Origin of the sequence: Hymenobacter translucens, from assembly GCF_020685205.1 — a bacterium.
Classification (GTDB): Bacteria; Bacteroidota; Bacteroidia; order Cytophagales; family Hymenobacteraceae; genus Hymenobacter; species Hymenobacter translucens.
In genome coordinates this window covers 61,287-87,087 of the sequence record NZ_JAJERB010000002.1, presented here as the reverse complement: position 1 = coordinate 87,087, position 25,801 = coordinate 61,287, and the positions used below count along the sequence as shown (strand labels likewise).

Here is a 25,801-nt window from a genome sequence, read left to right as displayed (position 1 = left end):
ACCGTGAAAATCCGGCGTAACAGGCGTATTGCCCGACCAGAATCGGATATTTATTTCCGGGCAAAATGAGGCTTCAGCCAGCTCCCGCTGGCTTTAACCGCGATGTAGACGATTCAGAGAAAAGCCGATGAGAAGTCTACAAGCTTGTAGACCTTTTGCTTATTTTAGATAGTAAGTCTACAAACTCCATTATGACAGTCCGCCGGTTTATCTCCGATTCTACTCCCGTTGGCGCCGTGCGCCGCTTCTTTGGCCTGAGCCAGACAGAGCTGTCGTTGTTTCTGGACGTGGGCAAGGCCATCATCGGCCACGTCGAGTCCGGGCGGCGCGACCTGAGTTTGACTCTGCACCACCGCCTGCTGCCTTTGCTCCGCCACCTGCCCGCCACGCCCCCGGAGCGGGGCGGAAGCCTGGCGCTGCCCGCTACGGCCCCCGTTCCGGCGCCCGGCCCGCTGGAGGCCCGCCGCGACCAGTGCCGCCGGCAGGCCGTGCTGCTGCGCTGGGATATGGAGCCGCTGGTAGCCCGGGCCGTGTACGCCGCCCGCTGGCAGCAGGCCCTGCCCACCGTGCTGGCCGAGCTGCTCGCCCCCGACAGCGGCACCGACAAAGCCTGGCTGGAAGACCTGCGCCCCTGGCTGGAGCGCCTGCCCAACCGGTTCCGCCCCCAGCACGCCGCCGACTACCACCTGCTCCGCCTGCGGGCCGAAGCCCTGGAAGCAGAAGCTGCGGCTATTGATGCGTTGCTGGCGGAAAGGGAGACTCCAGCACAGTAGCTCGTTTCCCGCGCATAGGTACCTCGTGGGACAACACCTAAGTTCCTGAGCTGCGGGAGGGACGCGGGGTGCTAGAGCATCACTGGAGTAACCAAGATCAAGGAAGCGCGGGAGTCTCTACCTCCATCTGCATTACTGCAGTTAAGTTGGTCACAGCAGCCATCAGCTTAGGATTGCGCTCAATACGAGCATTGAGCTTCTTATCGTGTTCCATCAACTGGAGGTACTTGATCATGCCATTGTTCACCATTATGCGTTGCGCGAAGCTCTGCCGCTGAGGGGGCGACAAAGTCTTAATCCACTTGCTGAACGCTGGGGCAAGCTGCTGCTTGCGTTTCAGAATAGGAGTGCTCCCGCTCTGCAATAAGGCCAGTGCTTTCGCATCGTTTGGTTCGGCCAACGCGCGCCGCAGTACCTCGGCCGCATCGTTACAAAGGGTGGTAAATGCCCTTTCAGGAGTTACCTGCAGCACTGCTGTAGCAAATCCTGAAGGTTCAGCCCCTGACAATGCGTTCGGGGATAGGAATAACAGGCGGCAAGCAATAAGGACTGAGTGCATTGGAAGGAATAGAGGAGAGGTAAGAGCAAACGCAGGAAACTCAAAAACGCGTGAGCTGCGGGCCTACGGCAACCAACGAATACTCGCTGCTTCTACTGTTCGGTCGTTGAAAAGCAGGTAGTCGCTGATGGTGCGCGGCTGCAGATAACCCTGGACCAGAAACCGGTTTCTCGTTTTACTGATGGCCGGGAATGAAGGGCTTTCAGCAAAGGGCTTGCCTTGGTAACTAATGGCAATATCATGGCCTATCAAGGATTGTCCTTGTAGAGTAGTGCTACTGATTACGTGATAGGCAGAGGGGCACGGCTCGCAGGCATAGAACATGTACTTCACCGTCAGTTCAAGCGTTGGTTTCGGGGCAACTGAGCCTCCCCACAGCTGAAGCCCTAGTAGAAGTGGTATTAGCATCACTGAAGATAGGAATTGTTACCACCAATTATCCTCTCCGTTAGAACAACAGCGCCGCCCAGACCGCGCCAGGCGGCGGTTCTATTCCGCACCGGTCAGGCTATTAATCGACTAGCAGTGCCGACTCGGCTGAGATGTAAAAAAGCCGCCGTTTCAGGAAGAAACGGCGGCTTTTAGCTAATACAGGCTACTCTTACGACCCGCAGGCCTCGCAGGCGTCCGGGTTATCCAGGGAGCAGGCCATGTCGGACTGGTTCTGGGCCGATACGGTGAGCGGCTCCAGGGTCTCGGCGGCCTGTTTCTGCACCGTGAACTTGATGGCGTCGGCGGCGGCTTTGGTGCGCAGGTAGTACATGCCGGTCTTCAGGCCCTTCTTCCAGGAGTGGAAGTGCATGGAGGTGAGCTTACCGAAGTTCACGTTCATCACGTGCAGGTTCAGGCTCTGGCTCTGGCAGATGTACGCGCCCCGGTCGGCCGACATGTCGATGATGCGGCGCTGCGAAATCTCCCACACCGTCTTGTAGAGGTCCTTGATGTGCTGGGGAATCCGGTCGATGTTCTGCACCGAGCCGTTGGCGGCGATGATGTCGTTCTTCATCTGCTCGTTCCAGATGCCGAGCTTGATGAGGTCCTTGAGCAGGTGCTTGTTTACCACCATGAACTCCCCGCTCAGCACGCGCCGCACGTAGATGTTGGAGGTGTAGGGCTCAAACGACTCGTTGTTGCCCAGGATCTGCGCGGTCGAGGCGGTCGGCATGGGCGCTACGAGCAGGGAGTTGCGCACGCCGTGCTCCATCACCTGGTGGCGCAGGGTTTCCCAGTCCCAGCGGCCCGAGTCGGGCGTCACGTTCCAGAGGTCGAACTGGAACTGGCCCTTGCTCAGGGGCGAGCCGGGGAAGGTTTCGTAGGCGCCGTCCTTGATGGCCAGGTCCTTGGAGGCCGTCATGGCCGCGAAGTAGATCGTCTCGAAGATGTCCTTGTTCAGGCCCGTGGCTTCGTCGCTCTCGAAGGGCATGCGCAGGGCAATGAAGGTATCGGCCAGGCCCTGCACGCCCAGCCCGATGGGGCGGTGGCGGCGGTTGCTACGCTCGGCTTCGGGCACCGGGTAGAAGTTGATGTCAATCACCTTGTTCAGGTTCTTGGTGGCGTGATAGGTCACGTCGTACAGCTTCTGGTGGTCGAAGAAGATCTTGCCGTTCTCCTCTTTCACGTAGCGGGGCAGCGCCAGCGAGGCGAGGTTGCAGACGGCAATCTCGTTCTCGTCGGTGTACTCCATAATCTCGGTGCAGAGGTTGGAGCTCTTGATGGTGCCGAGGTTCTGCTGGTTGCTCTTGCGGTTGGCGGCGTCCTTAAACAGCATGTAGGGCGTGCCGGTCTCGGTCTGGCTCTCCAGGATGGCGAACCAGAGGTCCTGCGCTTTCACGGTGCGGCGGCCGCGGCCTTCCTTCTCGTACTTGCGGTAGAGGCGTTCAAACTCCTCGCCCCAGCTTTCGCCCAGGCCGGGGCACTCGTTGGGGCACATCAGCGTCCAGTCGCCGTTCTCCTCGACCCGCTTCATGAACAGGTCGGGCGTCCAGAGGGCGTAGAACAGGTCGCGGGCGCGGTTTTCCTCTTTGCCGTGGTTTTTCTTCAGGTCCAGGAAGTCGAAGATGTCGGCGTGCCAGGGCTCGATGTAGATGGCGAAGGCGCCTTTGCGCTTGCCGCCGCCCTGGTCCACGTAGCGGGCCGTGTCGTTGAACACCTTCAGCATCGGGATGATGCCGTTGGACGTGCCGTTGGTGCCCTTGATGTAGGAGCCGGTGGCCCGCACGTTGTGGATGCTCAGGCCGATGCCGCCGGCGCTCTGCGAAATCTGCGCGCAGTTCTTGAGCGTGTCGTAGATGCCCGTGATGGAGTCGTCCTTCATCGTGAGCAGGAAGCAAGAGCTCAGCTGGGGCTTGGGCGAGCCGGCGTTGAACAGGGTGGGCGTGGCGTGGGTAAACCACCGCTCGCTCATCAGATCGTAGGTTTCCAGCGCCGACTCGATGTCGTGCTTGTGAATGCCGATGGCCACGCGCATCAGCATGTGCTGGGGCCGCTCAATGACTTTGCCGTCGACGCGGAGCAGGTAGCTGCGCTCCAGGGTTTTGAAGCCGAAGTAGTCGTAGCTGTAGTCGCGGTCGTAGAGAATGGCCGAGTCGAGGGTGGCGGCGTGCTTGTGAATCACCTCCCACACGTCCTTGGCAATGAGGGACGCGTTTTCGCCGGTCTTGGGGTCCTCGTAGGTGTAGAGCCGCTTCATCGTGCTGCTAAACGACTTGGAGGTCACCTTGTGCAGGTTGCTGACGGCAATGCGGGCGGCCAGGATGGCGTAGTCGGGGTGCTTGGTGGTGAGCGAGGCGGCGGTTTCGGCCGCCAGGTTGTCGAGCTCCACGGTCGTCACGCCGTCGTAGATACCGTCGATGACCTTCTTGGCCACTTCGATCGGGGAGACATACACCATGTTGAGCCCGTAGCAGAGCTTCTCGATGCGCGCCGTAACTTTATCGAACTTCACGGATTCGCGGCGGCCGTCGCGTTTGATTACCAGCATAAGCGTGTGCGGTTGCGTTGGTTTTTGGTATGGATACACCACGCCTTGAAAGGGCGGGGACACTAAGCGGGAAAAGGGGGAGCCGGCGGCTGTTCCGGCGTTCTTGATGCGGAAGATATTCGCTTCTGCCGGGTAGGACAAACGGAAACTTTAGAAGTTTTCCACATAGCGCTAAAACGGTACAGTTCAGGCCGTTTTTGGGAATCGAAAGGCCACTATATAGCACCATCGCCTCCCCGTATTTCAGGTTGGCGGATTCGTGGGGAATTGGTAAAGGTCCCGGGGAGCTAAGCAGCAGGCAGAACCCAGTTCCCCTCCTTGGATAAGGAGGGGTGCCCGAAGGGCGGGGTGGTTGGTCGTCGTTGTTTACTTTGGGCAACTAACCTTTTATCCGCTATGCCTGATACCAACCACGTGCATAACCTGGGCTATCAGAAGCCCATCCGCCGGGAGCTGCGTAACCACCTTACCCTCGCTGAAGTCGTTCTCTGGCGGGCTTTAAAGAGCAGTCAGCTGGCGGGTCGTAAGTTCCGCCGTCAGCATGGCATTGGTTCTTACATTGTTGACTTCTACTGCCCGCAGGAAAAGCTGGTCGTTGAGCTCGATGGGGCCGGGCATTTCACGGTGAGTGGAGAGGCCCGGGATGCCGAGCGGTCGGCGTATCTGGCCGAACTGGGGCTGCGGGTGCTGCGGTTCGAAAACGAACAGGTGCTTAGGCAGCTGGATGGGGTGCTGGCGGGGATTGAGGCAGAGTTTCGGGATGATCAACGATTGTCAACCACCCCTGGCCCCTCCTCATCTGAGGAGGGGAACTAGCTTTCTAGCTCTAGCCCCTGTTTCCCGCTTTTTCTAACCGCAACGACCTCTTCTGCATAACAAAGAGGCCTGCAACACTGGTTGCAGGCCTCTTTTTGTGATTGGCTTCTGAGTGACGATTAAAAGTCCTCGTCGAGGGAGAAGGCGTTTTCGGTTCTTTCGCTCATTACGCCGGCTTTCTGGTACTCGGCGACGCGCTTCTCGAAGAAGTTGGTTTTGCCCTGCAGCGAAATCATTTCCATGAAGTCGAAGGGGTTGGTGGCGTTGTAGATCTTGCTGTAGCCCAGGCTCTGGAGCAGGCGGTCGGCCACGAACTCGATGTACTGGCTCATGCTCTTGGCGTTCATGCCGATCAGGTTCACGGGCAGCGCGTCGGTCACAAACTCCTGCTCGATGCTCACAGCGTCGCGGATGATGCTGTGCACGCGCTCCTCGGAGAGCTTGCTTTGCAGGTAGCTGTAGAGCAGGCAGGCGAAGTCGCAGTGCAGGCCCTCGTCGCGGCTGATGAGCTCGTTGGAGAACGTCAGGCCGGGCATCAGGCCGCGCTTTTTCAGCCAGAAGATCGAGCAGAACGAGCCGGAGAAGAAGATGCCTTCCACGGCGGCAAAGGCGATGATGCGCTCGGCGAAGTTCTCGGAGTTGATCCACTTCAGGGCCCACTCGCCCTTCTTCTTCACGCAGGGCACGGTTTCGAGGGCGTTGAAGAGGCGGTCCTTTTCCTGGGGATTCTTGATGTAGGTGTCAATCAGCAGGGAGTACGTCTCCGAGTGAATGTTTTCCATCATGATCTGGAAGCCGTAGAAGCAGCGCGCCTCGGGCATCTGCACTTCCTGCATGAAGTTCACGGCCAGGTTCTCGTTTACGATGCCGTCGGAGGCCGCGAAGAAAGCCAGCACGTGGGAGATGAAGTGCTTCTCGTTGTCGTTGAGGTTTTCCCAGTCTTTCTGGTCCTGGGAAAGGTCGATTTCCTCGGCCGTCCAGAAGGAGGCTTCGGCCTTCTTGTACATCTGCCAGACGTCGTTGTTCTGGATGGGGAAGAGAACGAAGCGGTTGGGGTTTTCGACGAGCAGCGGTTCCATAGCAGAAGAAAAAGTGTTGGCGAAAGATCAGCCGGGCCGGGGCAGTTGCTCTTGCCAACCCGACAGTAGCGGAGAAAGTTTTGAGCGGTTTATGCCGGGAGCCGGCCCGGATTCAGCATCAAATATAAACCCGACCCCCGGGAAGATTCCGGCGAAAACAGATTTTTCTTCCGTTAATTTTTCTGTATGAATCTGATTGGCTGTGGATAACCAGCCCGGCAGTCGGGCCCCGAAAATTGGGCAAATGCCCATAAAACCGGGTTTTTCGGGTGAGTTATCCACAAAACGCGTGTGGACAATTCGTTTTATCCACAAAATTGCTATTCGTGCACCCAGCGCACGTGCTTATAAGGCGGGTTTCTGGGGATGCGTACAGTGGTTAAGTAGGGGAGACTAAATGATGATTAGTGAGTTAGGTTTGGTTTTTCGAAATAGTACTCCTACTTTTGCCTTCCCATTTTCAAAACACGCGAGAAGCCGATGTACGCAATCGTCACCATAGCTGGCAAGCAGACCAAGGTCGAAGCCGATAAATTTGTTTACACCCACAAGCTGGCCGGCAACGTCGGCGATGTTGTCGAGCTGGGCAACGTATTGCTGACCGACAACAACGGTTCGCTGAGCGTGGGTGCTCCCTTCCTGGACGTGACCGTGAAAGGCACTATCCTGAGCCACGTGAAGGGTGACAAAGTTCTGGTCTTCAAAAAGAAGCGCCGTAAGGGCTACAAGAAGCTCAACGGCCACCGTCAGGACTACACCAAAGTAATGATCAACAGCATCGGGTAGTGATTTGGAGCTACAAGCGGCAAGCCCCAAGCTGCCAGCTTTTTAGCTTCTGCACTGTCTCATGTTTTATTCAAGAACGAAGCTTGCAGCTTGCTGCTGGAAGCTTGTAGCATAAAACCAACATGGCACACAAGAAAGGCGTAGGCTCTTCCAACAACGGCCGCGAATCGCATTCTAAGCGTCTCGGCGTGAAAATCTTCGGCGGGCAGGACATCATTGCCGGCAACATCATCGTGCGTCAGCGCGGCACCAAGCACCACCCCGGCCAGAACGTGGGTATCGGCAAGGACCACACGCTGTTCGCTATGGTCGATGGCACCGTGCAGTTCCGCAAGGGCCGCAAGGACCGCTCGTTTGTATCGGTAGTACCGGTAACCGACGAAGCTGTAGCCGCTTAGTTAAACCCCTTCAGCACCGAAAAAGGCTGCCCCGCAAGAGGCAGCCTTTTTCGCGTTGGACCCACAGGTAAGGCTACCGGGCCAGGTAGAAGCCCAGGTTCACCTGGGGCGTAAAGTTGATGTTGACCGTCGTATACCCGGGCATAGCGGTGCCGCTCACGTTGCCGCTGACGCCCAGGCCCGTACTCAGATCGAACAGAAAGTTTGAACCCAGGCGGCGCTGCATGCCCCACAGCATAGTTACGCCCGGGGCGTAGGTAGTGCGCATCGGCCAGCGGCCTTCGGGGCGAAAAGTAGCAGACAGTGGGCTGCGGAACCGGTCCAGGTTAGCCTGGAAGGCCAGGTAGTTGCCCACAAAAGGTCCGTGGGGCTTGTTGTTCCGTGCCCGGGCGGCCTGGTTGTAGTAGTAGCGCCCGCCCAGACTCAGCGAAGCGCTGGGCGTCACGGCGTTCTGGCGGTAAAAGGAGCGGTAGGTCGGCACGCTCACATCAACGCCCAGCTGGCTGTACAGGGTAAAGCCGGGAGAAACCGAGTACTCTATACCCGTCACAACCGGTATGCTGGCCCGAAGGCCCTCATAGCCTCCGTAGGATAGACCGCGGGCCACATTCAGGCCCAGCTTTACCAGCACCTTACGGGGCGGGGTATCCGGCAGGGCCGATAGCTCGGGAGCAGGAGAGGAAGTCGACTGGCTCAGGGCACTGGTCGAGGCCGCCAGTAACAATAAGCCGGGCAGTAAAAATTGGGGAAAGCGCATACGGTGGATAGAGTTGAAGTGGAACAGGAGGTAGATACCCGCCTGCCTGCTTGAGTTGCACCCCGTGCTCGGTTTAATTTTCAGTCAGTTCGTACAGCACCGGCTTGCTGGGGCTGGCATCCAGCTCCAGGCTGGTAACCTGCAGGTTGAGCAGGTACAGGCCGTCCGCTACCTCGTCGGGTACGAAAATCAGCTCGGTGATGGTGCAGTCCTGGCGAGTGGCTTCGGGGTACTGCCAGAAGGCGTGGTGGGCCAGCAGCTCCCCGTTGTCTTCTTCCCGGTCGACGCTGGGCAGGTCGAGCAGCAGGTGCTGAATCCCCCGGGCCACTAGGAAATGCGCCAGCGCCGGCTCGAGATAGGTCGGGTTGGTGCCCGAGTACTGCCGGCTCCGCTTGGCGTCTTGGTTGGGCAGGGTACGTAGCACCAGGGCTTCGGGCGCAACAGCCGCAGCAGTCAACAGGGGCTCAACGTCGGCCAGCATCACCACCAGGTCGCCGTTGAGCTGGGGGCGGGGCGCAACCGACACGAGCCGGGCCACGAACAGAAAGCGGCGCAGGTGCCGGTTGAGCGTAGCGGTGGGGTCGGGGGAGATGTGGCCGTAGCACTCGGTGTGGGTGCCGTTGCCGTGGGGCGTGACGTGCACGCGCTGGTAGTTGGTGCTGCCGCCCTGGGCCACGCTGCCCACGAATGAGCCCACCCGAATCACGTCGAACTGCACCGGCTCGGCCCAGAAGCAGTTTACTTGGTCGGACCCGGGGGCGAGCGGCAGGGAGATGTCGAGCGGGGCCGCCGGGTCGAAGGAATAGGTGCGGCCGAGGTAGGAGTAGGTAGCGGGCATTGTGAATTAGTAATTGATAATTAGTAATTAAGAATTGAAGCGAAAAACCTCAGGTATTGGCACCGCTGAGCTTTTCGGCGGCCAGCTTGTTTAGGATTTTGCTGATTTCCGGGCCGTGGGTGTAGATCATGAAGTGGGTGCCGCCGCGAATCAGGTAGTCGACGCGGGCGGGACCGGGCGGGAATACCCGGTCGTGACTGCCCAGGATCTGCACGCAGGAGCCGATGTCGGTGCTGTCCCAGTGCAGGAGGCGGTCCACGGCCCAGCGCGTGTAGGTGGGTTCCATGTCGGCCAGAATTTCCTTGAATACGCGGTATTCCTCTCCGCTCTTCACCCCGAAATACCACTTGCCGGCCCAGGGGAACAGCTTAAACAGCGTCGGGTGCGTGAGCTTATAGGCTTTCGTAGCCCGCACGACCCGGAGCAGCGGGGGGAGCGAATCGGCGTCGGGAATGCTGGAGGCCAGCACGGCAAACCCGCGGGGGCGGATCCGGCAGATTTCGAGGGCCACCGTCCCCCCAAACGAAATACCTACGACCAGGCAGGGCTGATCCAGGGGAATGGGCTCGGCCATGCGGGCCACGTAGTGGAGCAGGCTTTCGTCCGGCTCGGGCGTCAGCCACTCCAGGATGTGCACTTCCCCGTCCAGCTCCAGGTTCCGGAACAGACGGCGGCCATCGGCCCCGAGGCCGGGAATCAGGTAGAAGACGGGCTTGGGCAAAGAAGTAAAATGGTAAGAGGCTGAACTTTGGATAGGGGCAGGGCCACTTGTTGCTGGCAGCCGGTTCACGTTTAGCGGGCGTAGCTGCTGCCTTCGGGATTGGGCTGGTCAGGGCTACGGCTCGATGCGCAGAAACACGCTTTCCAGGTAGAACACGTTCTGGGGCGTGGGGTCGTCCTCCTCCTCGTCTTCCTCGACGGAGTAGGTGCACGACAGCTTCAGGGCCACGCCGGGCAGCAGCACGGGCGGGTCGTCTTCGGTAGTGTATTCAAGCAGGCAGGGCCACTCCGTGACGTTGGCCAGCGCGTCGGCCACTTCTTCCTGCAGCTCCCCGGCCCGGTCCCCGGCCATGCGCAGCAGCAGGTCGAGCGACTGAAACTCCAGGCCTAGGTGAAAGAAGTGCAGCTCCTCGTCCATAAACGTCGTGGCCCAGATGGTCACGTCGTTGGTATTGTCGAAGACGATGGCCGTAATCTGCACGTGCTCGACGAAAAAATCGGTGTCGTCGGCGAGGATGTCTATCAGGCGTTTCATAACCGCAGATTTAACGGTTTAATCTGAGTTGGTGGCACTCCACCGGTTTTCCTTCCTACGCAGGATCGGGCGCCGGTGCCGTCCCTGGCCAGCCCCAGGCAGCTAACCGGCGGTCCGAGAATAACTTACCGTTGGTGCCAGGCTGGCGCGCGGTCCTGGCTACCCGTGGACCGGCTGAAATGGCTAGCGCACTAACTGAGCTATTCCTGGAACAGCTCCAGGGTAATCTGGTCGGCCAGAAGCTTGCCGGCATCGGTGAGGCGCAGCACGCTCTGGTCGAGCGTAGCCCAGCCCTGGGTTTGGAGGTAGCGCAGGTAGTCGGCGCGGGAAGAAAGCAGGGGCACACCGTACTGGGTTTGCAGCCGCGCCAGGTCGCAGCCCCAGCTGGTGCGCAGGCTGGTCATCAGGTACTCGTTGGCCTGGTCCATTGGGCTCAGGGTTTCGCGGGTAGCGGGCACCTGCTGCTCGTCGAGCACCGCGCGTACGTACTGATGGTTGTTGGGAACCGTGTACTGACGGCTCTGCCCGTCAAAGGAGTGGGCGCTGGGGCCCAGGCCCAGGTAGGGCACGCCGCGCCAGTAGTTGGCATTGTGGCGCGACTCCCGGCCGGGCCGACTGAAGTTGGATATCTCGTACTGCTCGTAGCCCTGGGCCCGGGTCTGGTCAAGTAGCCGCTCGAACTGCCCGGCCACGAACTCGTCGGGCGGGGCCAGGAAGGTGCCCTTCTGCTGGCGGCGCCCGAATACCGTGGCCGGCTCCACCGTGAGGGCATAGCACGACAGGTGCGGCACCCGCAGGGCAAAGGCCCGGGCCATGTCCTCTTCCCAGATACCGTGGTCGGGCGCGGGCACCCCGTAGATCAGGTCGATGGAAATATTCTCGAACCCGGCGTCCTGGGCCAGCAGCACCGCCCGCCGCGACTCTTCCGCCGAGTGGGCGCGGTTCATCAGGCGCAGGTGGGGCTCATGGAAGCTTTGCAGGCCGATGCTCAGGCGGTTTACCGGTGAGGCGGCCAGCTCCCGCAGCTTATCGGCGGTGAGGTCGTCGGGGTTGGCTTCGAGGGTGATTTCCGCGTCGGGTGCTACATCGAAGTGGAGGAGGATGGCCTCAAACAGCTGGCTTAGCTCAGGCCCGGTCAGCAAAGACGGCGTGCCCCCGCCAAAGTAGATGGTTTGCAGCGTGGGCCGGGAACCGAGGTAGTCGCGGCGCAGCTCCAGCTCCCGGACCAGCGCGTCTACCAGTCGGCTTTTCAGGGCCATGGACGTGCTGAAGTGGAAGTCGCAGTAGTGGCAGGCCTGCTTGCAGAAGGGAATGTGAAGGTAGAGGCCGGGCATAAGGAAAAACGGGTGCCAGGAAGCCGGCTAACGTAAAAGCAGGCCGCCGCCGGACGCTGCCGGACGGCCGAAAAGCCGGAAGCGGCACCGTTGGAAATTAAAAACGCTTTTTTGCGTTTCTGTTCCCAAATGTACGCCCGCACCCTCGTTTTCTTTTGGCTGACCCTGCTGCTGCCCGGCAGCCCGGTTCTGGTGTGGGCCCAGTCCAGCCCTTCTCCGCCCCCGGGGCCCCGGCCGGCCCCGGTTTCCGGGCGGCCCAAGGTTATTCAGCTCGTCGCCGAAGCCGCGGACCGGGCCGTGCTGCGCCGCTACCGCACCCCGGCTTCGGCTCCTGATTCGCTTACTGCTCTGCGCAACGTGCGCGACCTGGTGCTGGCGCTGCAGGCCGATGCCTACCTGACCGCCTCCGCCGACACGCTGCGCTGGGGCCGCGACACGCTGAAGGTAGGGCTGTACGTGGGGGAGCAGTTCCGCTGGGCCCGGCTGCGCAACGGTAACCTCGGCGACGACCTGCTGCAGCGGGCGGGCTTCCGCGAAAAGCTGTTTCGGGGCGCGCCGTTCCAGCCCACCGAATGGGCCCGTCTGCAGCAGCGGGTACTGGCCGAAGCCGAAAACCAGGGCTACCCCTTCGCTACCGTCCGCCTCGACTCGGTAGCCCTGCGTAGCGGGGGCGTGGAGGGCCGGGTCGTGCTGGACCGGGGCCCCGTCATCGTATTCGACTCCCTGGAGCTGGTAGGCCGCACCAAAACGAAGAAGCGGTTTCTGACCAAGTTTCTGCAGATTACGCCCGGCCAGCCCTACAGCCAGCAGCGGGTGGACGCGGCGGCGCAGCTCCTGCGCCAGCTGCCCTACCTCCACCTCAAAGCCGAGCCCGAAGTGCGCTTTTCCCTGGGCCGGGCCCGGGTGTACCTGCTGGTGGAAGACCGCTCCGCCAACCAGTTCGACGCCATCGTGGGCGTACTGCCCAACCCGAACCCGCTGGCCGGGGAAAACAAGGTGCAGCTAACGGGCGACGTCACCATCAACCTGCGCAACCTGAGCGGGGGTGGCAAACAGGTTGGGCTGCAATGGCGCAAAACCGACGTAGCTTCTCAGCTCCTGGATGCTCACTACCTGCATCCCAACTTCTTTGGCACCCCGCTGGAGCTGGGCGGCAGCTTCAACTTATATAAGGAAGGCAACGACTTTCTGACCATCCGGCCCCGGCTGCAGGTAACCTACCCCACGGCCCGGGCCGGGCGCGTCACCTTTTTCACCGAGCGGCGCAGTTCCCGCCTGTTGTCCGATACCACCCGCTACCGCCTGCAAGCCCTGCCCGACAACATCGACTACACCTACAATTCTTACGGCTTCGACTACGCCTGGAATACGCTCGACGATGCCGCCTTTCCGCGCCGGGGCCTGCTGGTGCTGACCCAGGCGGGCATTGGCACCAAGCAGATTACCAAAAACCCCGAAATAGTCGATTCGCTCTACAACAAAGTGGCGTTGCGCTCCACCCAGATCAGCCTGGGCGGGCGGGTCGAGCAGTATTTCAAAGTGGGCAAGAACGGGGTGCTGTTTGCCCGGGTGCGGGGCGAGGCGTTGCTTAATGAGCGGCTGTTTCTGAACGACCTGTTCCGGGTGGGTGGGCTGAGCACCTTACGGGGCTTCAACGAGCTGGAATTCTACGCCAGCAGCTACGCCATCGGCACGGTGGAGTTCCGGCAGTTCACCGGCTCCGACGCCTATGTGTTCCTGTTTGCCGATCAGGCCTACCTGCGGCGCAGCCTGCCCCAGGACCCGTTCGAGGACCTGCCCACCGGGCTGGGGGCCGGCCTTAGCTTCCGGACCGGGGCCGGTATGTTTCAGTTTGTGTACTCGGTGGGCCGCACCCGGGAGCAGAACTTTTCCCTGAACGCCTCCAAGATTCACTTCGGCATCACCAGCCGGTTTTAGGTATTTGTGAATTGTCAGTTGTCCGTTGTTAGTTGTCAGAACGATACTAACAACGGACAACTAACAACGAGCAACTAGTCTCAGCGGGTTCCGGCAGCTGGCTCGGGCTTAAACACCGTGCGGAAGGCTTTCAGCGCTGCGGGGTGGTAGATGGTAGCGTGGGTTTCCTGGGGCATGGGCTCGTAGTGCAGGGTAATGCCCGCGCCGCCGAGGCTTTTCGTCAGGCGCTGCATGGCGGCTTCCAGCTCTTTCTGGTTGCTGGTAGCCACGAACAGGGTTTTCGGCTTACCGGCATTCTTTTTCACCAATGCTCCGGCGTCGTTGACGAGCTGCTCGTTGTTCCACCACAGGCTGGGGTCGAAGGCCAGGTAGCTGGTGAACAGGTCGGGCTCAAGCAGCAGCGTTTCGACCACGAACAGCCCCGCCAGCGACTCGCCCACAATAGCCGTTTCGGGGGTGGTGCGGTACCGCTTTTTCACCTCCGGCATCAGCTCCTGCCGGATAAACTGCCGGAAGGCTGCCGATCCGCCCACCTTGGGTGCAATCTTCTTGTCCTCGGCATTGGTGGTTGGTCCGGTCAGGTCGCGGCGGCGCTGGGTGTTCTCGATGCCGACCAGGATAAACGGCCGCATCGTGCCGTTGCCCACCGAAACCTGAACCAGCCCGGCCACGTGCAGGAAGTCCTCGGCCATGCCGCCATCGGGCATGTACAGCACCGGCAGCTGCAGGGTCTTGGACTCAACGTAGCCCGCCGGCAGATACACGTTGATGCGCCGCGTTTCTCCAAGGGCCTTGGAATCGATGGTGAAGGTTTGCCCGATGACAAGCGGGGCCTGTCTGGCGCCGGACGGCTGAGCCTGGGCGCTCAGCAGCAACAGGCAGGCGAGCATCGTAACGAAAATTGTGCGACCGATCGGCATAGGGATAGGGATTACCAGGCTGAGCATTCCGCCGCCCAGCTAAGGCTGGCAGGCGCTGGATAAAGGTAGCATAGGGGTCGTTTCTGCTTTGGGCAGCCGCCGGAAGAAGCGAAGAACGCAGGTAAACGAAAAAAACAGGCTGATTATCAGAGGCAAAGCCAGTGAGCGGTCCGTTTTGCAGGCCAGAAGCACTGAAATATGAAAAACCCTCGTACATTTGCAGAACCAAACAGTGCGGGGTGGAGCAGTTGGTAGCTCGTTGGGCTCATAACCCAAAGGTCACAGGTTCGAGTCCTGTCCCCGCTACCTAAGCGGACTAGTTGCCAAGCAGGCAGTTAGTCCGCTTTTTTGTTTTCCGGGTGATAAGCAAATCCGCCCGTGGGCGTTGGTCGGCAAGCTGGTGGAGCAGGACGCGAATCGAAAGATCATACACCTCGACATGGACGCGTTCTACGCTTCCGTCGAGCAGCGCGACAACCCCGAGCTGCGCGGGCGGCCGGTAGCGGTGGGCAGCCCCCGGCAGCGGGGCGTGGTGGCCGCCGCCAGCTACGAAGCCCGGGAGTTTGGCGTGCGCTCTGCCATGGCTTCCACCACCGCCCTGCGCCGATGCCCCGACCTGATCTTCGTGAAGCCCCGCTTCGACGTGTACAAGGCCGTTTCCCGGCAGATCCGCGCCATCTTCGCTGAATATACCCCGCTTATCGAGCCGGTCTCGCTCGACGAGGCCTACCTGGATGTGACGACCAACCTGAAGCAGATGCCGTCCGCCACCCGGATTGCCCAGGAAATCAGGGCGGCCATTTTCGAGCAAACCCGGCTTACCGCCTCGGCGGGCATCTCCTACAATAAGTTTCTGGCCAAGCTGGCCTCTGATTTTCGCAAGCCCAACGGGCAGTACTTAATTGCGCCGGGGCAGGGGCCGGCTTTCGTGGAACCCCTGCCGGTAGGCGCGTTCCACGGTATCGGCCCCGTAACGGCGACCCGGCTCAACCAAATGGGCATCTTCACGGGGCTCGACCTGCGGCAGCAACCGGAGGAGTGGCTGCGGCAGCACTTCGGCAAGGCCGGGAGCTACTACTACACCATTGCCCGCGCCATCGACCACCGGCCTGTGGTAGCGGACCGCCTGCGCAAGAGCATCGGCTCCGAAACCACCTTCGAACACGATCTGTCGACGCCCGAGGAACTGACCGATGCGCTGCAGCCGGCCCTGGACACCGTGTGGGAGTACTGCCTGCGGGCCGGGGTGTGGGGACGGAGCGTGACGGTGAAAATCAAGTACAACGACTTCCAGCAGATTACCCGCAGCCGCACCTGTCTGGCGCTTATCACCCACCGTCCCTGGCTCGACGCTATTGCCCAGGAGCTTGTTGCCTCCGTGCTGCCTGTACCAAAGGGGGTGCGCCTGCTGGGCGTGTCCCTGTCCAGCCTCGACAGCGCGGAAGAGTCGGCCGGCCGGCAGCTGGCGCTGCCTTTCTAAAAACCGCCCGCTCAGGCAGCTGCCCGGGATTGGGCGCCCCGAACGGGCGCTTTTGCCCGTTTCGCGGCTTTGGCTTTGCGGCGGGGCTTGCGGGCCCGGGGTAGGCGGCTCTGGCGCTCCGCCTTGCGCTCGGCCCGTATCTGCAGGCGGGTAGGCAGCCGCAGCGTCAGCTGTTCGCGTACGTACCGGGCCAGCTGGGAGAGGGGAAGAAAGTGGGCATTGCGCAGAAACTTGGCGATGTCGGCGTTGCGCAGGCGGCTCACGCCGGGTAGTCCGCAGCTCATCAGAAACTGCTTGACCTCCTCCTGCAGCAGCAAAGCCGCCAGCGGGGCCTTTTCGACGGAAGAATTGTACAGCGCCGGGCGGTGCTCCGCCAGCCCATGCTCCGAGGCAATCAGAATGCCTACCCACTCCGGCAGCAAGGGCAGCAGCTTGGGCAAGTGCCGGGCCGTGACGATAAACGTGACAAAGTCGTACACCTCGCGGTAGCACTGCAGCTGGTTCGGGACCCGCACGAGCGTGTCGTGGTCACCCTTTACCTCGTAGCCGTGCATGAAGTCGGGGGTGATGTGGACGACGTCGGCACGGGTGGTGCCGGTGGGCAGCTCATCCACGAAGACACCGCCGGTAAGCCGGGGGTAAAGCAGGGCGCGGATTGCCGGGTCATTCATCCTGCAAAAAACGCCCGGGAAATCGGATTTTCACTGACGTTTTTTCTGGAGCAGGGCCCAGGAACAAACCCCCGTTCTGCTTTGAACGGCCAGGCAAACGACGCTGATAGCTACCCCAGGGGCGGGCAACGAAAAATAACCGACCTCTTTGTGAATTTTTTTATTGTTTGTTATCCGCCCAGGCAGCGTGAGCGGGCAGCCGCTCACCAACGATGCGCAGCTTGTTGCCGGCCTTTTAGCGTGTGCTATAAGCGTACAACCGCAGCCGGAAACCGCAATTCTGCCTCGTCTGCAAGGTTTTCAGGGCTTGCTTTTAGCTGACAACGACTCTAGTTTTGGTCACACCTGCTGCTCGTTTAAACAAAGCAACAGGCGCTGATGGCAGCTTTCGGATACAGGAGGTGCCTCGCCAGTCAGCCTGACAGCTACTACCCGGTTTCCGGACCGACGGCCTCCGCCCTACTGCTCACCCTACCACAACCAGAATGAAAACCAGGCTTTCCGCCGGCTGGCGACGTTGCCGTACTGTAGCAGTAGTGAGCGGCCTGCTCGGACTGCTGGCCCCGGGTGCCGCGCACGCCCAGAAACAGGACCGAAAGCTGGTGTGGGCAGATGAGTTCACTACGCCCGGCGACCTGAGCCGCTGGCGGGTGTACGAAGGCGACGGGTGCGAAACCAATCTTTGCAACTTCGGCAATAACGAGCTGCAGGTCTACCGCCCGGCCAATGCCAGCGTAGCCGGGGGGCTGCTCACCATTAACACGCGCTACGAGCCCTCGACCGTAGGCAGCCGCTCTTACAACTACACCTCGGCCAAGCTGCTTTCCAAAACAGCGTCCGGGGCCCTGCAGACGTTCCGGTACGGACGAATGGAGGCCCGTATGAAGCTGCCCTCGGCCCAGGGCATCTGGCCCGCGTTCTGGATGCTGCCCGACCCTAGCACCTGGCCCCGCACCGGCGAAATCGATATTATGGAAGCCAAGCACCGCAACCCCACCGGGTTTGGGGGCACCGTGCATTACGACGCAGCCGGCTGGCACTACACCACCAAGCAGTACGTCGGCAAAGCTGATCTGTCGGCCGACTTTCACGTGTACGCCGTGGAATGGGGGCCCGAGCAGATCCGCTGGTATATCGACGACACGCTCTACCATACCGTGACGCCCAAAACCACGACCGGCGGGGCCTGGCCGTTCAACGACGGTAACTTCTACCTGATTCTGAATGTCGCCGTGGGCGGCCCCGACACGGAGTTCACTGGCAAAGGCAACAATCCCAGCCCGGCCGACTATCCCGTGGCCACCCAGGTGGATTACGTGCGCGTGTACCAGGGGCCTGCCGATCGAGCTCCGGCCACGGCAATCAAACCCGCCCGAAAAAGCAGCAAGAAATAAGCATTTGAAGTGAGTGAAGTGAATGTGAGATAACAGGGTGGGGCTTCCCCATCCTGTTTCTCGCGTCATCCTGGAAGGGAAAGCAGCTCCCAATGCCGGCCTGTATGAAAAACGTATCCCCACCAACTGCCTTCCGCCCCGGTCTCCGTGGCCTCGTCCGCCGGATGTGGGCGGCTGCGCTGCTGAGCTGGGCTGCCGGGCTGCTGCCGGCTTCGGCGCAGCAGCTAAGCCTGCTCCAGGCCAAAGGATCGGCCATTGTGACCACACAGGGAAAGGCGGTCGTGCTGCGGGGTGTGAACGTGGGCGGGTGGCTGCTGCAGGAAAGCTACATCCTGAAAACCGACACGCTGGGCGCTCAGCGCCGGATTCAGCAGGGGCTGCTGCGGGTACTGCCGGAAGCGCAGGTCGAGGAGTTCTACCAAAACTACCGGGCGGGTTTCGTGACCAAAGCCGACATCGACTTTATTGCCCGGCAGGGCTTTAACTGCGTGCGCCTGCCGTTTCACTACGACCTGTTTCTGACCCGGGAGCAGCGCCGGGCCCGGACAACCGCCTTGCAGCGCCCGAACAGCGCCAGTGCTCAGCAGGCGTACGTGGCCTCGCTCAGCCGCTGGTACGACGCCAATACGCTCTTCACCGACCCCCGGCTCGACGGTTTCCGCTATATCGACAACGTGCTCGACTGGTGCGGGGCCAATGGCCTGTACGTGGTTCTGGACCTGCACGCGGCCCCCGGGGGGCAGGGTACCGACGCCAACATCAATGACAGCTTCGTGCCGCTGGACCTCTGGAAGCGCCGCGACGACCAAGGCCGGCTGATCTACCAGGACATTACGGTGCGGCTGTGGGAGCAGCTGGCCCGCCGCTACCGCCGGGATGCCCGGGTGGCCCTATACGACCTGATCAACGAGCCCCACAACCTGAACCCGGCGCACGGCCTGTCGGCCAATAACACGGAGCTGAGTGCTCTCTATGCCAGACTGATAAACGCGGTGCGAGCCCAGCAGGACCGGCATTTGATTTTGCTGGAAGGCAACGGCTACGGCAACGAGTACACCAGCCTGACGCCTGACCAGCTCCGGATACCCGACAAAACCAACCTCGTTTACAATGCCCACCGCTACTGGTGCCCGAATGACCCCGGGGCTACCGACCCGAACCCGAACCAGATCAACCTGATAAGTAACCTGGCGGCCTTTCGGGACCGGTGGCAGGTGCCGGTGTGGGTGGGGGAGACGGGGGAAAATTCCAACGAGTGGTTTGCCGCCGCGGTACAGGGCCTCAACGCCCAAAGCATTGGGTGGTGCCACTGGAACCTGAAGCGCGTGGATGCCACCAGCAGTCTGCTGCGGGTGCCCTCCTATGGCAGCATCCTGACGGCGGAAGGACGGGCTGCCCTGCTACGCAACAGTCAGTTTCGTAACTGCATCGTAAACCGGGACGCGGTATTTGCTTTAACGCAGCCCGCCGGTGCCCGCCAGCCGTTTGCCGCCAATGCCCTGCCCGGAACCATCTTTGCTGCCAACTACGACCTGGGCCGCAGCGGGGTAGCCTACCAGGATGACTACTCGGTTCGCACCGACTACCGGGAGCTGAAACCCACCAACAGCGGCGGGGCCTACCGCAACGACGGCGTCGACGTGCAGCCCGTCACCGACCCGGGCTCCAATGGCTTCGGGGTCGGGAACACTACTGCCGGCGAGTGGCTGAGCTATACCGTGACGGTGCCGAAAGCCGGAACCTATGCCGTGCAGCTGCGGGCGAGCAATGAAGCAAATGCCCCCGCCCGGGTACTGCTGAAGCTGAACGAAAGAACAGTAAGTGCCTTCCCCATCCCGGCCGGGTTTCCCGGCTGGCAGACGGTAGATGGTCAGCCGGTAACTCTGGCCGCGGGCACGCATACCCTGCGGCTGCATATCGAGCAGCCCGGGGCCGTGCTTAGCTGGCTGCGCTTCGAGTCGGTTACAGCCGGCAGTGGTAGCGGGCAGTAGCCTCCGGTGCTGGCCGGCGTTATGACCAGCTGTTTCTGCCTGCCTATTCTTCCATTTGCCCGCAGTAAGGGCCGGAGCCCAGGTTAGCCCAGTTGCGGGTAGTTTATTTACCTTGTAGGCTACCATGCGCCCATTCCCGACCCTGCCCACCGTTTCCGTTTGTGCCGTCCCGGGCCGCTTTGGCGCCGGGCTCATCAGCTTACTGCTCGCGTTGCTCTTCTGGTCGGCCGCCCCCGCTGCTCCAGCCGCCGGGCCCGAGCAGCCCCTGACGGTACGGGCCGATATGGAAGAGTTGTTTATTGAGCCCCGCAACTACAGCGTGCTCGAAGACCCTTCGGGCAAGCTCACGCTTCAGGATGTGCAGCAGCCAGCGCATGCCGGGCGGTTCGTGGCGGGCTCCACCATCTCCTCGAACATGCAGCACCCGGGCGCGGCGTACTGGCTGCGGCTGGTGGTGCAGCCGAAGGGGCCGCAGCCCCAGCACTGGTACCTGGAACTGTACGATTCCCACCTGAGCGACGTACTTTTCTATCCTAACCCGCAGACCACCCGGGGGCTGGTGCACACCGGCGCTGACCGGCCCTTCGGCTCCCGGCCCTACGGCTACAAGAACTTTCTGCTCCGCCTGCCCCTGCAGGCCGACCAGAGCGCGGTGTTCTACCTGCGGCTGGAGGCCAATTCCAAAACCAGCTTTCTGTGCCGGCTGCGCACTGAACAGGGCCTGGTAGAGCGGTTTCAGCAGGAATATGGCCTGCTCGGCGGCTTCTATGGGATTCTGCTGATCATGGTGGTGTACAACCTCTGCCTGTTCTTCTTCACCCACGAGCAGACCTACCTGCGCTACGTGCTCTACGTGCTCAGCTGCAGCCTCGTGTTTTTGTCGGAAGACGGACTGGGCTTTCAGTATCTGTGGCCGGATTATCCGTGGTTTAATCAGCTGGTTATTATCAGCTCAGCCCCGCTGCTGCTGCTCACGTTCAGCTACTACGCCCGCCAGTTTCTCGATGCCCCGCAGCGCCTGCCCCGCTACGACCCCTGGGTGCGGAACGTGGTGCTTTTCAGCGCCGCCGCCCTGCTGATTGATGCCCTGTGGTGGCAGTCGGACCTAAGCTTTTGGCTGTATCTGCTGCCCTATGGCATGCTGTTCTACGCAGCGTTGCGGGTGTGGCAGCAGGGCTTCCGGCCGGCCCGGTTCTTTGTGTTTTCGCACACCCTGGTCGTGGTGAGCGTGGGCTTCCTGATCTTGCGCAAGCTTGGCATTGATACGTTTACCAACACCTTCACGGTGTACAGCATGAATGCCGCCTTCGTGATGGAAGTAGTCGTGCTGTCCTATGCCCTGGGCGAGAAAATCAAGGGTATCCAGGACGCCACGCTGAAAGCCCAGGAGCGCCTGGTGAAGCAGCTTCGCAAAAAGCACCAGGTGCAGGAACAGCTCGTCGAGCAGCTGCGCCAGAACGACGAGCTGAAAGACCAGCTCAATACCGAGCTGGAAGGCTTGGTCGCCCAGCGCACCGAGGAGCTGCGCCGCCAGGGCGAAACCATTGCCGCCCAGAACCGGGAGCTGCTGCAGGCCAACGGACTGCTGGCGTTGCAGTCGGCGGCCATCGAAAAGCTGAACACGGACCTGCAGCAGGATCTGCAGCGCGCCCAGACGGCCCGGGTCTTGTCGCAGGAAGTGGATTTCGGCGAGTTCAGCCAGATCTACCCCGACAAGGAAGCTTGCCTCACCTACCTGGCTGACCTGAAGTGGGCCCGGGGCTACACCTGCCGCAAGTGCGGGCACGACAACTACTGCGAAGGCCGGGAGCCGCTTTCCCGGCGCTGTACCCGCTGCCGGTACGTGGAGTCGGCCACGGCGTACACCCTGCTGCAGAAGTGCAAGTTCTCCATCGTGAAGGCCTTCTACGCCGTGTTCCTGCTGCATACGCATAAGGGCAGCTACTCGGCCCAGGAGCTTTCCCGGGTGCTGGATCTGCGCCGGGCCACGTGCTGGAGCTTTAGTCAGAAAGTGCTGGAAGCCATGCGTCGGCAGGCGGCAGAAGCCAGCGAAGAGGACAGCTGGACCCGGCTTTTGCTTGACGATACGGGGGCTGAAGCAGAAGAAGTTGAGGGCGAAGAGGCAGTGATGGAGTCGGCCGCGGGACGGAAAGTGGAGGCCGGATCAGGCAAAGCAAAAAATCTTGAAAAAAAGTAGGCAGAAAGCCCATTTTTTCGAGTGTTTCTTACCCGTCAGCCCAGCTGACCGGCAAACCTGCAAACGATTGCAGTGGGCGTGAATTACCGCCGAGAAGTGGGTGATCTAAGCGTACAGAAAAACGTGCGATGTAAGCGAAAATCGCCGTTTGGGCGCTGTTGAGCGCGGTTTTGCACTTGATTTTACGAAAAAAGGACGCCTATATTTGGCCGTTCCCTAGCCGGTTGGTCCGGTCCTCTATTGGCTTCTCCACTTCTTCGGGAAGCCAGCCCTCCGCATCTATTGGTAACAACGCCCACTGACGCCTGGTGCTCCGGGGCCCGCAGCTCAACCGGTCCCGGGTGGGCGCCGCCATCTACCGCTTCTTCTTGTCCGGCTTTGGTCGGGCATTCTCAATCTCCCACAATCAATTCCTTTCAGCCAATGATCCGAAACCATTACTCGTACCTGGCACTCCGGCGCGCGGTACCGTTTGTGGCCTGTGGGCTACTGACGCTGGCCGCCCCTGTCGTGGTTGCCCATCCGGCCGGTCCGGCCGCCGGCCTGCGCACGGCCGCCGACATCAGCGTATCGGGGCGCGTCACGCAAAGCAACGGCTCCCCGCTGCCGGGTGCTACCGTGCTGGTCAAAGGAACCACCATCGGTACCAGCACCAACAGCGACGGCACGTTCTTTCTAAATGTGCCGGAAGGCAGCACACTGGTCATCAGCTCGGTTGGTTTCGTGCGTCAGGAAATTGCCATCACCGGCCCCACCACCAACCTGAGCGTACAGCTCCAGGACGACCTGCAGAAGCTCAGCGAAGTGGTAGTAGTAGGCTATGGCACGCAGGAGCGCGGCAACGTAACCAGTGCCGTGTCGTCGGTTTCGGCCCAGGAAATCAAGGCGCAGCCTCTGGCTGATGCCACCCAGGCGCTGCAGGGCCGGGTAGCGGGCGTCACGGTTACTTCCAACGGGGGCGACCCGGGCGGTGCTGCCGGAACGTCGGTACGTATCCGGGGCTTAACCTCGGCCGGCAACAACGCGCCCCTCTACGTGCTCGACGGCTACCCGCTGCCTTCCGGCGACGAAAACCAGCTGAACGCCATCAGTCCCAACGACATCGAAAGCATTGACGTGCTGAAGGATGCCTCGGCTACAGCCATCTACGGCCTGCGGGCTGCCAATGGCGTCGTTATCATCACCACCAAGCGCGGTAAGGCCGGCAAGGCGACCGTGACCCTCGATGCCTACCGCGGCGTGCAGCAGGTGTGGCGCAAGCTCGACTTCCTCAACGCTGAGGAATACGCCGTCATCAACAACGAAAACCGCCTCGCCGCCGGCCAGCCCATCGTGGTGGACAAGCTACGCGACCCCAAAAGTCTGGGCGAGGGTACGAACTGGCAGGATTTGATTTTCCGCCGGGCCGCCATCCAGAACTACAACCTGTCGGCCTCGGGCGGCAGTGAGAAAGCGCGCTACTCCGTATCAGCCGGCTATTTTCAGCAGGACGGCACCATCGTCGGGTCGAACTTTGAGCGGTTCACGCTGCGGGCCAACGGCGACGTGCAGCTGGGCCGGATGCTGAAGCTGGGCAACAACATTGCCCTGACTCACCTCAACGACCGGCGCGTGGATGCCGGCGGCGGGGAGTACGGCGTCATCAGTTTTGCCTCCCAGATTTCGGCGACCATCGCGCCTTACCGCGCCGACGGCTCCTGGTACGAGCCCCAGGGCAACGTCGACAACTTCGTGGAGGAGAATCCGCTGGCCGTGGCTTTGCTCGACAACAAGAAGTTTACCCGCAACCGGGCCATTACCACCTTCTTCGCCGAGCTGGAGCCGCTCAAAGGCCTGAAGTTCCGCACCAACGTGGGTGCCGACCTGATCTTCGACAGCTACAACGCCTTCCGGCCCCTGGTAGCCAACTCCCAGCGCTACACCCTGGCCGGAGCCACGTCGAACATGACGTATGCGCCCAGCTTCCTGATTGAAAACACGGCCACCTATGAGCACTTGTTCGCCGACAAGCACCAGGTAACGGTGCTGGCGGGCCAGTCGGCTCAGCAGTTTGACCGGACGTTTGTGGAAGCAGTCCGCTCGGGTTACCTGCGCAACGACCTGCAGAACGTGAGCAGCGGGCCTATCAACGAGTTCCGGTCGGCCAACGGCTACCAGAACCCGCCCGCCCGGCTGGCCAGCTACTTCGGCCGGGTTAACTACGAGTTTGCCGGCAAGTACCTGTTCCAAGCCATTGCCCGCTACGACGGCACCTCGGCTTTTGACCAGGGCAAGAAGTTCGGCTTCTTCCCCGGCGTATCGGCCGGCTGGCGCGTGTCGGAAGAAGAGTTTCTGAAGGACAGCCGCGTGGTGAGCAACCTCAAGGTGCGGGCCGGCTACGGTCGGGTGGGCAACGCCCTCAACGCCGGTGCCTTTCAGTACCTGTTCGTCATCAACTCGGGCATTCAGTATCCCTTCGGACCTACCGGCGCGGTTAACATCGGCGCTGCGCCCACCCGCCTGGCTAACACCGACCTGAACTGGGAAAACAACACCCAGGTGAACGTGGGCATCGACCTGGGCTTGCTCGACAACCGCATCGAGGCCTCCCTCGACCTCTACAACCGGAAGTCGCCGAACCTGATTGCGCCGGTGCCGGTGTCGCTGGTATCGGGCACCTACGAGCAGATCAACACCAATGCCGCCTCCGCCTATAACCGCGGCGTCGACTTTGCCCTGACCTCGCACAACTTCCGCGGCTTGGGCAACTCCCTGAGCTGGACCACCACCCTGAACGTGTCGGCCTACAAGTCGGAGCTGGAGGAGCTGGGTGCCGGCCTGCCCTACGACGGCTACAGCTCCCGCAGCGGCGTGATTGTCCGCTACAACGAAGGCCAGCCCTTCGGTGCGTTCTACGGCTTCCAGGCCGACGGCCTGTTCCAGACGCCCGAAGAAGTGAAAGCCCACGCCACCCAGGCCAGCGCGGCCCCCGGCGACCTGCGCTTCCGCGACATCAGCGGCCCGAACAAGGTTCCGGACGGGCTTATCAACGCCGACGACCGCACCTACATCGGCAGCCCGGTGCCTGACTTCACCTACGGCCTGACCAACACCTTCAACTACCGCGGCTTCGACCTGAACATCTTCCTGCAGGGCTCCCAGGGCAATGAAATCTACAACCTGAACCGCTTCTACACCGAGGGTGGCCTCTACGGCAACGGCAGCGCCATCTCGCGGGTGCTGGACCGCTGGACCGGTCCGGGAACCAGCAACGACGTGCCCCGCGCCATTGCTGGCGACCCGAACCAGAACCTTCGCGTGAGCAGCTACTTCGTGGAAGACGGCTCCTACATGCGCGTTAAGCTGCTGACTTTGGGATACAGCCTGCCCCAGACCCTGATCAGCCGGGCCGCCGCTTCCCAGATCCGCCTGTACGTGAGTGCCCAGAATCTGCTGACCCTGACCAAGTACACCGGCTACGACCCCGAAGTGGGCGCCAGCGGCGTGGACCGGGGCATCTACCCCCAGCCCCGCGTGTTTCTGGCCGGCGTGAACTTCGGCTTTTAGGTCTTAGGAACTCAGGTCTTAGTAACACGACTGAAGCCAGAACCGGCTAAGCCCTAAGGTCCTAAGACCTAAGCCCTCCAAACCCCACC

General features: G+C 61.3%; 20 protein-coding genes and 1 tRNA gene. 11 read left to right on the top strand and 10 right to left on the bottom strand.

The features are described 5' to 3' along the window. Window positions 1-191: 191 nt before the first annotated feature. On the top strand, window positions 192-773 hold the full coding sequence (locus LJY25_RS04045) for a hypothetical protein (RefSeq protein ID WP_227606955.1): 582 nt from the start codon (window positions 192-194) through the stop codon (window positions 771-773). 97 nt (window positions 774-870) lie between these two features. On the opposite strand, the gene LJY25_RS04040 is transcribed toward LJY25_RS04045, so the two are convergent. After that, window positions 871-1,332, bottom strand: coding sequence for a hypothetical protein (locus tag LJY25_RS04040; protein WP_227606954.1), 462 nt, complete (start codon window positions 1,330-1,332; stop codon window positions 871-873). Window positions 1,333-1,933: 601 nt separating this feature from the next. Then, window positions 1,934-4,312 (bottom strand): ribonucleoside-diphosphate reductase subunit alpha, encoded by a 2,379-nt coding sequence (locus tag LJY25_RS04035; protein WP_227606953.1) that lies wholly within the window; start codon window positions 4,310-4,312, stop codon window positions 1,934-1,936. A gap of 396 nt (window positions 4,313-4,708) precedes the next feature. On the opposite strand from LJY25_RS04035, the gene LJY25_RS04030 reads away from it, so the two are divergent. After that, window positions 4,709-5,128: an endonuclease domain-containing protein gene (locus LJY25_RS04030; RefSeq protein ID WP_227606952.1), complete on the top strand. Its 420-nt coding sequence runs from the start codon at window positions 4,709-4,711 to the stop codon at window positions 5,126-5,128. A 119-nt stretch (window positions 5,129-5,247) separates the two neighbouring features. On the opposite strand, the gene LJY25_RS04025 is transcribed toward LJY25_RS04030, so the two are convergent. Beyond that, complete coding sequence (locus tag LJY25_RS04025; RefSeq protein ID WP_227606951.1) at window positions 5,248-6,207, bottom strand: ribonucleoside-diphosphate reductase small subunit; 960 nt, start codon at window positions 6,205-6,207, stop codon at window positions 5,248-5,250. 480 nt (window positions 6,208-6,687) lie between these two features. Here LJY25_RS04025 and rplU point away from each other — a divergent pair, with 480 nt between their 5' ends. Further along, on the top strand, window positions 6,688-6,993 hold the full coding sequence (gene rplU, locus LJY25_RS04020) for a 50S ribosomal protein L21 (protein ID WP_227606950.1): 306 nt from the start codon (window positions 6,688-6,690) through the stop codon (window positions 6,991-6,993). Between the two features lie 122 nt (window positions 6,994-7,115). Next, complete coding sequence (gene rpmA, locus LJY25_RS04015; RefSeq protein WP_227606949.1) at window positions 7,116-7,391, top strand: 50S ribosomal protein L27; 276 nt, start codon at window positions 7,116-7,118, stop codon at window positions 7,389-7,391. A 73-nt stretch (window positions 7,392-7,464) separates the two neighbouring features. On the opposite strand, the gene LJY25_RS04010 is transcribed toward rpmA, so the two are convergent. From LJY25_RS04010 to hemW, 5 genes are all read right to left on the bottom strand, one after another. Continuing rightward, window positions 7,465-8,148, bottom strand: coding sequence for a hypothetical protein (locus LJY25_RS04010; protein ID WP_227606948.1), 684 nt, complete (start codon window positions 8,146-8,148; stop codon window positions 7,465-7,467). A 73-nt stretch (window positions 8,149-8,221) separates the two neighbouring features. Next, window positions 8,222-8,986, bottom strand: coding sequence for a cyclase family protein (locus LJY25_RS04005; RefSeq protein ID WP_227606947.1), 765 nt, complete (start codon window positions 8,984-8,986; stop codon window positions 8,222-8,224). A gap of 49 nt (window positions 8,987-9,035) precedes the next feature. Beyond that, window positions 9,036-9,707, bottom strand: a complete 672-nt coding sequence (locus LJY25_RS04000) for an alpha/beta hydrolase (protein WP_227606946.1) — start codon at window positions 9,705-9,707, stop codon at window positions 9,036-9,038. Between the two features lie 114 nt (window positions 9,708-9,821). After that, on the bottom strand, window positions 9,822-10,241 hold the full coding sequence (locus tag LJY25_RS03995; RefSeq protein ID WP_227606945.1) for a hypothetical protein: 420 nt from the start codon (window positions 10,239-10,241) through the stop codon (window positions 9,822-9,824). A 200-nt stretch (window positions 10,242-10,441) separates the two neighbouring features. Next, window positions 10,442-11,575, bottom strand: a complete 1,134-nt coding sequence (gene hemW / locus LJY25_RS03990) for a radical SAM family heme chaperone HemW (protein ID WP_227606944.1) — start codon at window positions 11,573-11,575, stop codon at window positions 10,442-10,444. Between the two features lie 129 nt (window positions 11,576-11,704). Between hemW and LJY25_RS03985 the strand changes: the two genes are divergently transcribed. Continuing rightward, window positions 11,705-13,513: a BamA/TamA family outer membrane protein gene (locus LJY25_RS03985; protein ID WP_227606943.1), complete on the top strand. Its 1,809-nt coding sequence runs from the start codon at window positions 11,705-11,707 to the stop codon at window positions 13,511-13,513. Window positions 13,514-13,593: 80 nt separating this feature from the next. Here the strand turns inward: LJY25_RS03985 and LJY25_RS03980 are convergent, their stop codons facing one another. Further along, window positions 13,594-14,433, bottom strand: coding sequence for an alpha/beta hydrolase (locus LJY25_RS03980; protein WP_227606942.1), 840 nt, complete (start codon window positions 14,431-14,433; stop codon window positions 13,594-13,596). 233 nt (window positions 14,434-14,666) lie between these two features. On the opposite strand from LJY25_RS03980, the gene LJY25_RS03975 reads away from it, so the two are divergent. Together LJY25_RS03975 and dinB are read left to right on the top strand one after the other, a co-directional pair. Further along, a tRNA-Met gene (locus tag LJY25_RS03975) sits at window positions 14,667-14,739 on the top strand. Between the two features lie 94 nt (window positions 14,740-14,833). Next, window positions 14,834-15,913, top strand: a complete 1,080-nt coding sequence (dinB, locus tag LJY25_RS03970; RefSeq protein WP_227607617.1) for a DNA polymerase IV — start codon at window positions 14,834-14,836, stop codon at window positions 15,911-15,913. 11 nt (window positions 15,914-15,924) lie between these two features. On the opposite strand, the gene LJY25_RS03965 is transcribed toward dinB, so the two are convergent. Next, window positions 15,925-16,584, bottom strand: coding sequence for a sce7726 family protein (locus LJY25_RS03965; RefSeq protein ID WP_227606941.1), 660 nt, complete (start codon window positions 16,582-16,584; stop codon window positions 15,925-15,927). A 485-nt stretch (window positions 16,585-17,069) separates the two neighbouring features. On the opposite strand from LJY25_RS03965, the gene LJY25_RS03960 reads away from it, so the two are divergent. The 4 genes from LJY25_RS03960 (at window position 17,070) to LJY25_RS03945 (ending at window position 25,712) form a co-directional block, all read left to right on the top strand. Beyond that, a complete protein-coding gene (locus LJY25_RS03960) occupies window positions 17,070-17,978 on the top strand; it encodes a glycoside hydrolase family 16 protein (RefSeq protein ID WP_227606940.1) in 909 nt (302 codons plus the stop codon). Window positions 17,979-18,082: 104 nt separating this feature from the next. Continuing rightward, window positions 18,083-19,969 (top strand): cellulase family glycosylhydrolase, encoded by a 1,887-nt coding sequence (locus tag LJY25_RS03955; protein ID WP_227606939.1) that lies wholly within the window; start codon window positions 18,083-18,085, stop codon window positions 19,967-19,969. 124 nt (window positions 19,970-20,093) lie between these two features. After that, window positions 20,094-22,166 carry a 7TM diverse intracellular signaling domain-containing protein gene (locus LJY25_RS03950; protein ID WP_227606938.1) on the top strand — a complete coding sequence of 691 codons (2,073 nt, stop codon included), beginning with the start codon at window positions 20,094-20,096 and terminating at the stop codon, window positions 22,164-22,166. A 423-nt stretch (window positions 22,167-22,589) separates the two neighbouring features. After that, the gene (locus tag LJY25_RS03945; protein WP_227606937.1) at window positions 22,590-25,712 is read left to right on the top strand and encodes a SusC/RagA family TonB-linked outer membrane protein; all 3,123 of its coding nucleotides are present in this window, start codon (window positions 22,590-22,592) and stop codon (window positions 25,710-25,712) included. Window positions 25,713-25,801: the final 89 nt, after the last annotated feature.

Coding starts and splice junctions, on each gene's coding strand:
- LJY25_RS04045 (WP_227606955.1), top strand. CDS start 192: ATGACAGTCCGCCGGTTTATCTCCGATTCTACTCCCGTTGGCGCCGTG.
- LJY25_RS04040 (WP_227606954.1), bottom strand. CDS start 1,332: ATGCACTCAGTCCTTATTGCTTGCCGCCTGTTATTCCTATCCCCGAAC.
- LJY25_RS04035 (WP_227606953.1), bottom strand. CDS start 4,312: ATGCTGGTAATCAAACGCGACGGCCGCCGCGAATCCGTGAAGTTCGAT.
- LJY25_RS04030 (WP_227606952.1), top strand. CDS start 4,709: ATGCCTGATACCAACCACGTGCATAACCTGGGCTATCAGAAGCCCATC.
- LJY25_RS04025 (WP_227606951.1), bottom strand. CDS start 6,207: ATGGAACCGCTGCTCGTCGAAAACCCCAACCGCTTCGTTCTCTTCCCC.
- rplU (WP_227606950.1), top strand. CDS start 6,688: ATGTACGCAATCGTCACCATAGCTGGCAAGCAGACCAAGGTCGAAGCC.
- rpmA (WP_227606949.1), top strand. CDS start 7,116: ATGGCACACAAGAAAGGCGTAGGCTCTTCCAACAACGGCCGCGAATCG.
- LJY25_RS04010 (WP_227606948.1), bottom strand. CDS start 8,148: ATGCGCTTTCCCCAATTTTTACTGCCCGGCTTATTGTTACTGGCGGCC.
- LJY25_RS04005 (WP_227606947.1), bottom strand. CDS start 8,986: ATGCCCGCTACCTACTCCTACCTCGGCCGCACCTATTCCTTCGACCCG.
- LJY25_RS03995 (WP_227606945.1), bottom strand. CDS start 10,241: ATGAAACGCCTGATAGACATCCTCGCCGACGACACCGATTTTTTCGTC.
- hemW (WP_227606944.1), bottom strand. CDS start 11,575: ATGCCCGGCCTCTACCTTCACATTCCCTTCTGCAAGCAGGCCTGCCAC.
- LJY25_RS03985 (WP_227606943.1), top strand. CDS start 11,705: ATGTACGCCCGCACCCTCGTTTTCTTTTGGCTGACCCTGCTGCTGCCC.
- LJY25_RS03980 (WP_227606942.1), bottom strand. CDS start 14,433: ATGCCGATCGGTCGCACAATTTTCGTTACGATGCTCGCCTGCCTGTTG.
- LJY25_RS03965 (WP_227606941.1), bottom strand. CDS start 16,584: ATGAATGACCCGGCAATCCGCGCCCTGCTTTACCCCCGGCTTACCGGC.
- LJY25_RS03960 (WP_227606940.1), top strand. CDS start 17,070: ATGAAAACCAGGCTTTCCGCCGGCTGGCGACGTTGCCGTACTGTAGCA.
- LJY25_RS03955 (WP_227606939.1), top strand. CDS start 18,083: ATGAAAAACGTATCCCCACCAACTGCCTTCCGCCCCGGTCTCCGTGGC.
- LJY25_RS03950 (WP_227606938.1), top strand. CDS start 20,094: ATGCGCCCATTCCCGACCCTGCCCACCGTTTCCGTTTGTGCCGTCCCG.
- LJY25_RS03945 (WP_227606937.1), top strand. CDS start 22,590: ATGATCCGAAACCATTACTCGTACCTGGCACTCCGGCGCGCGGTACCG.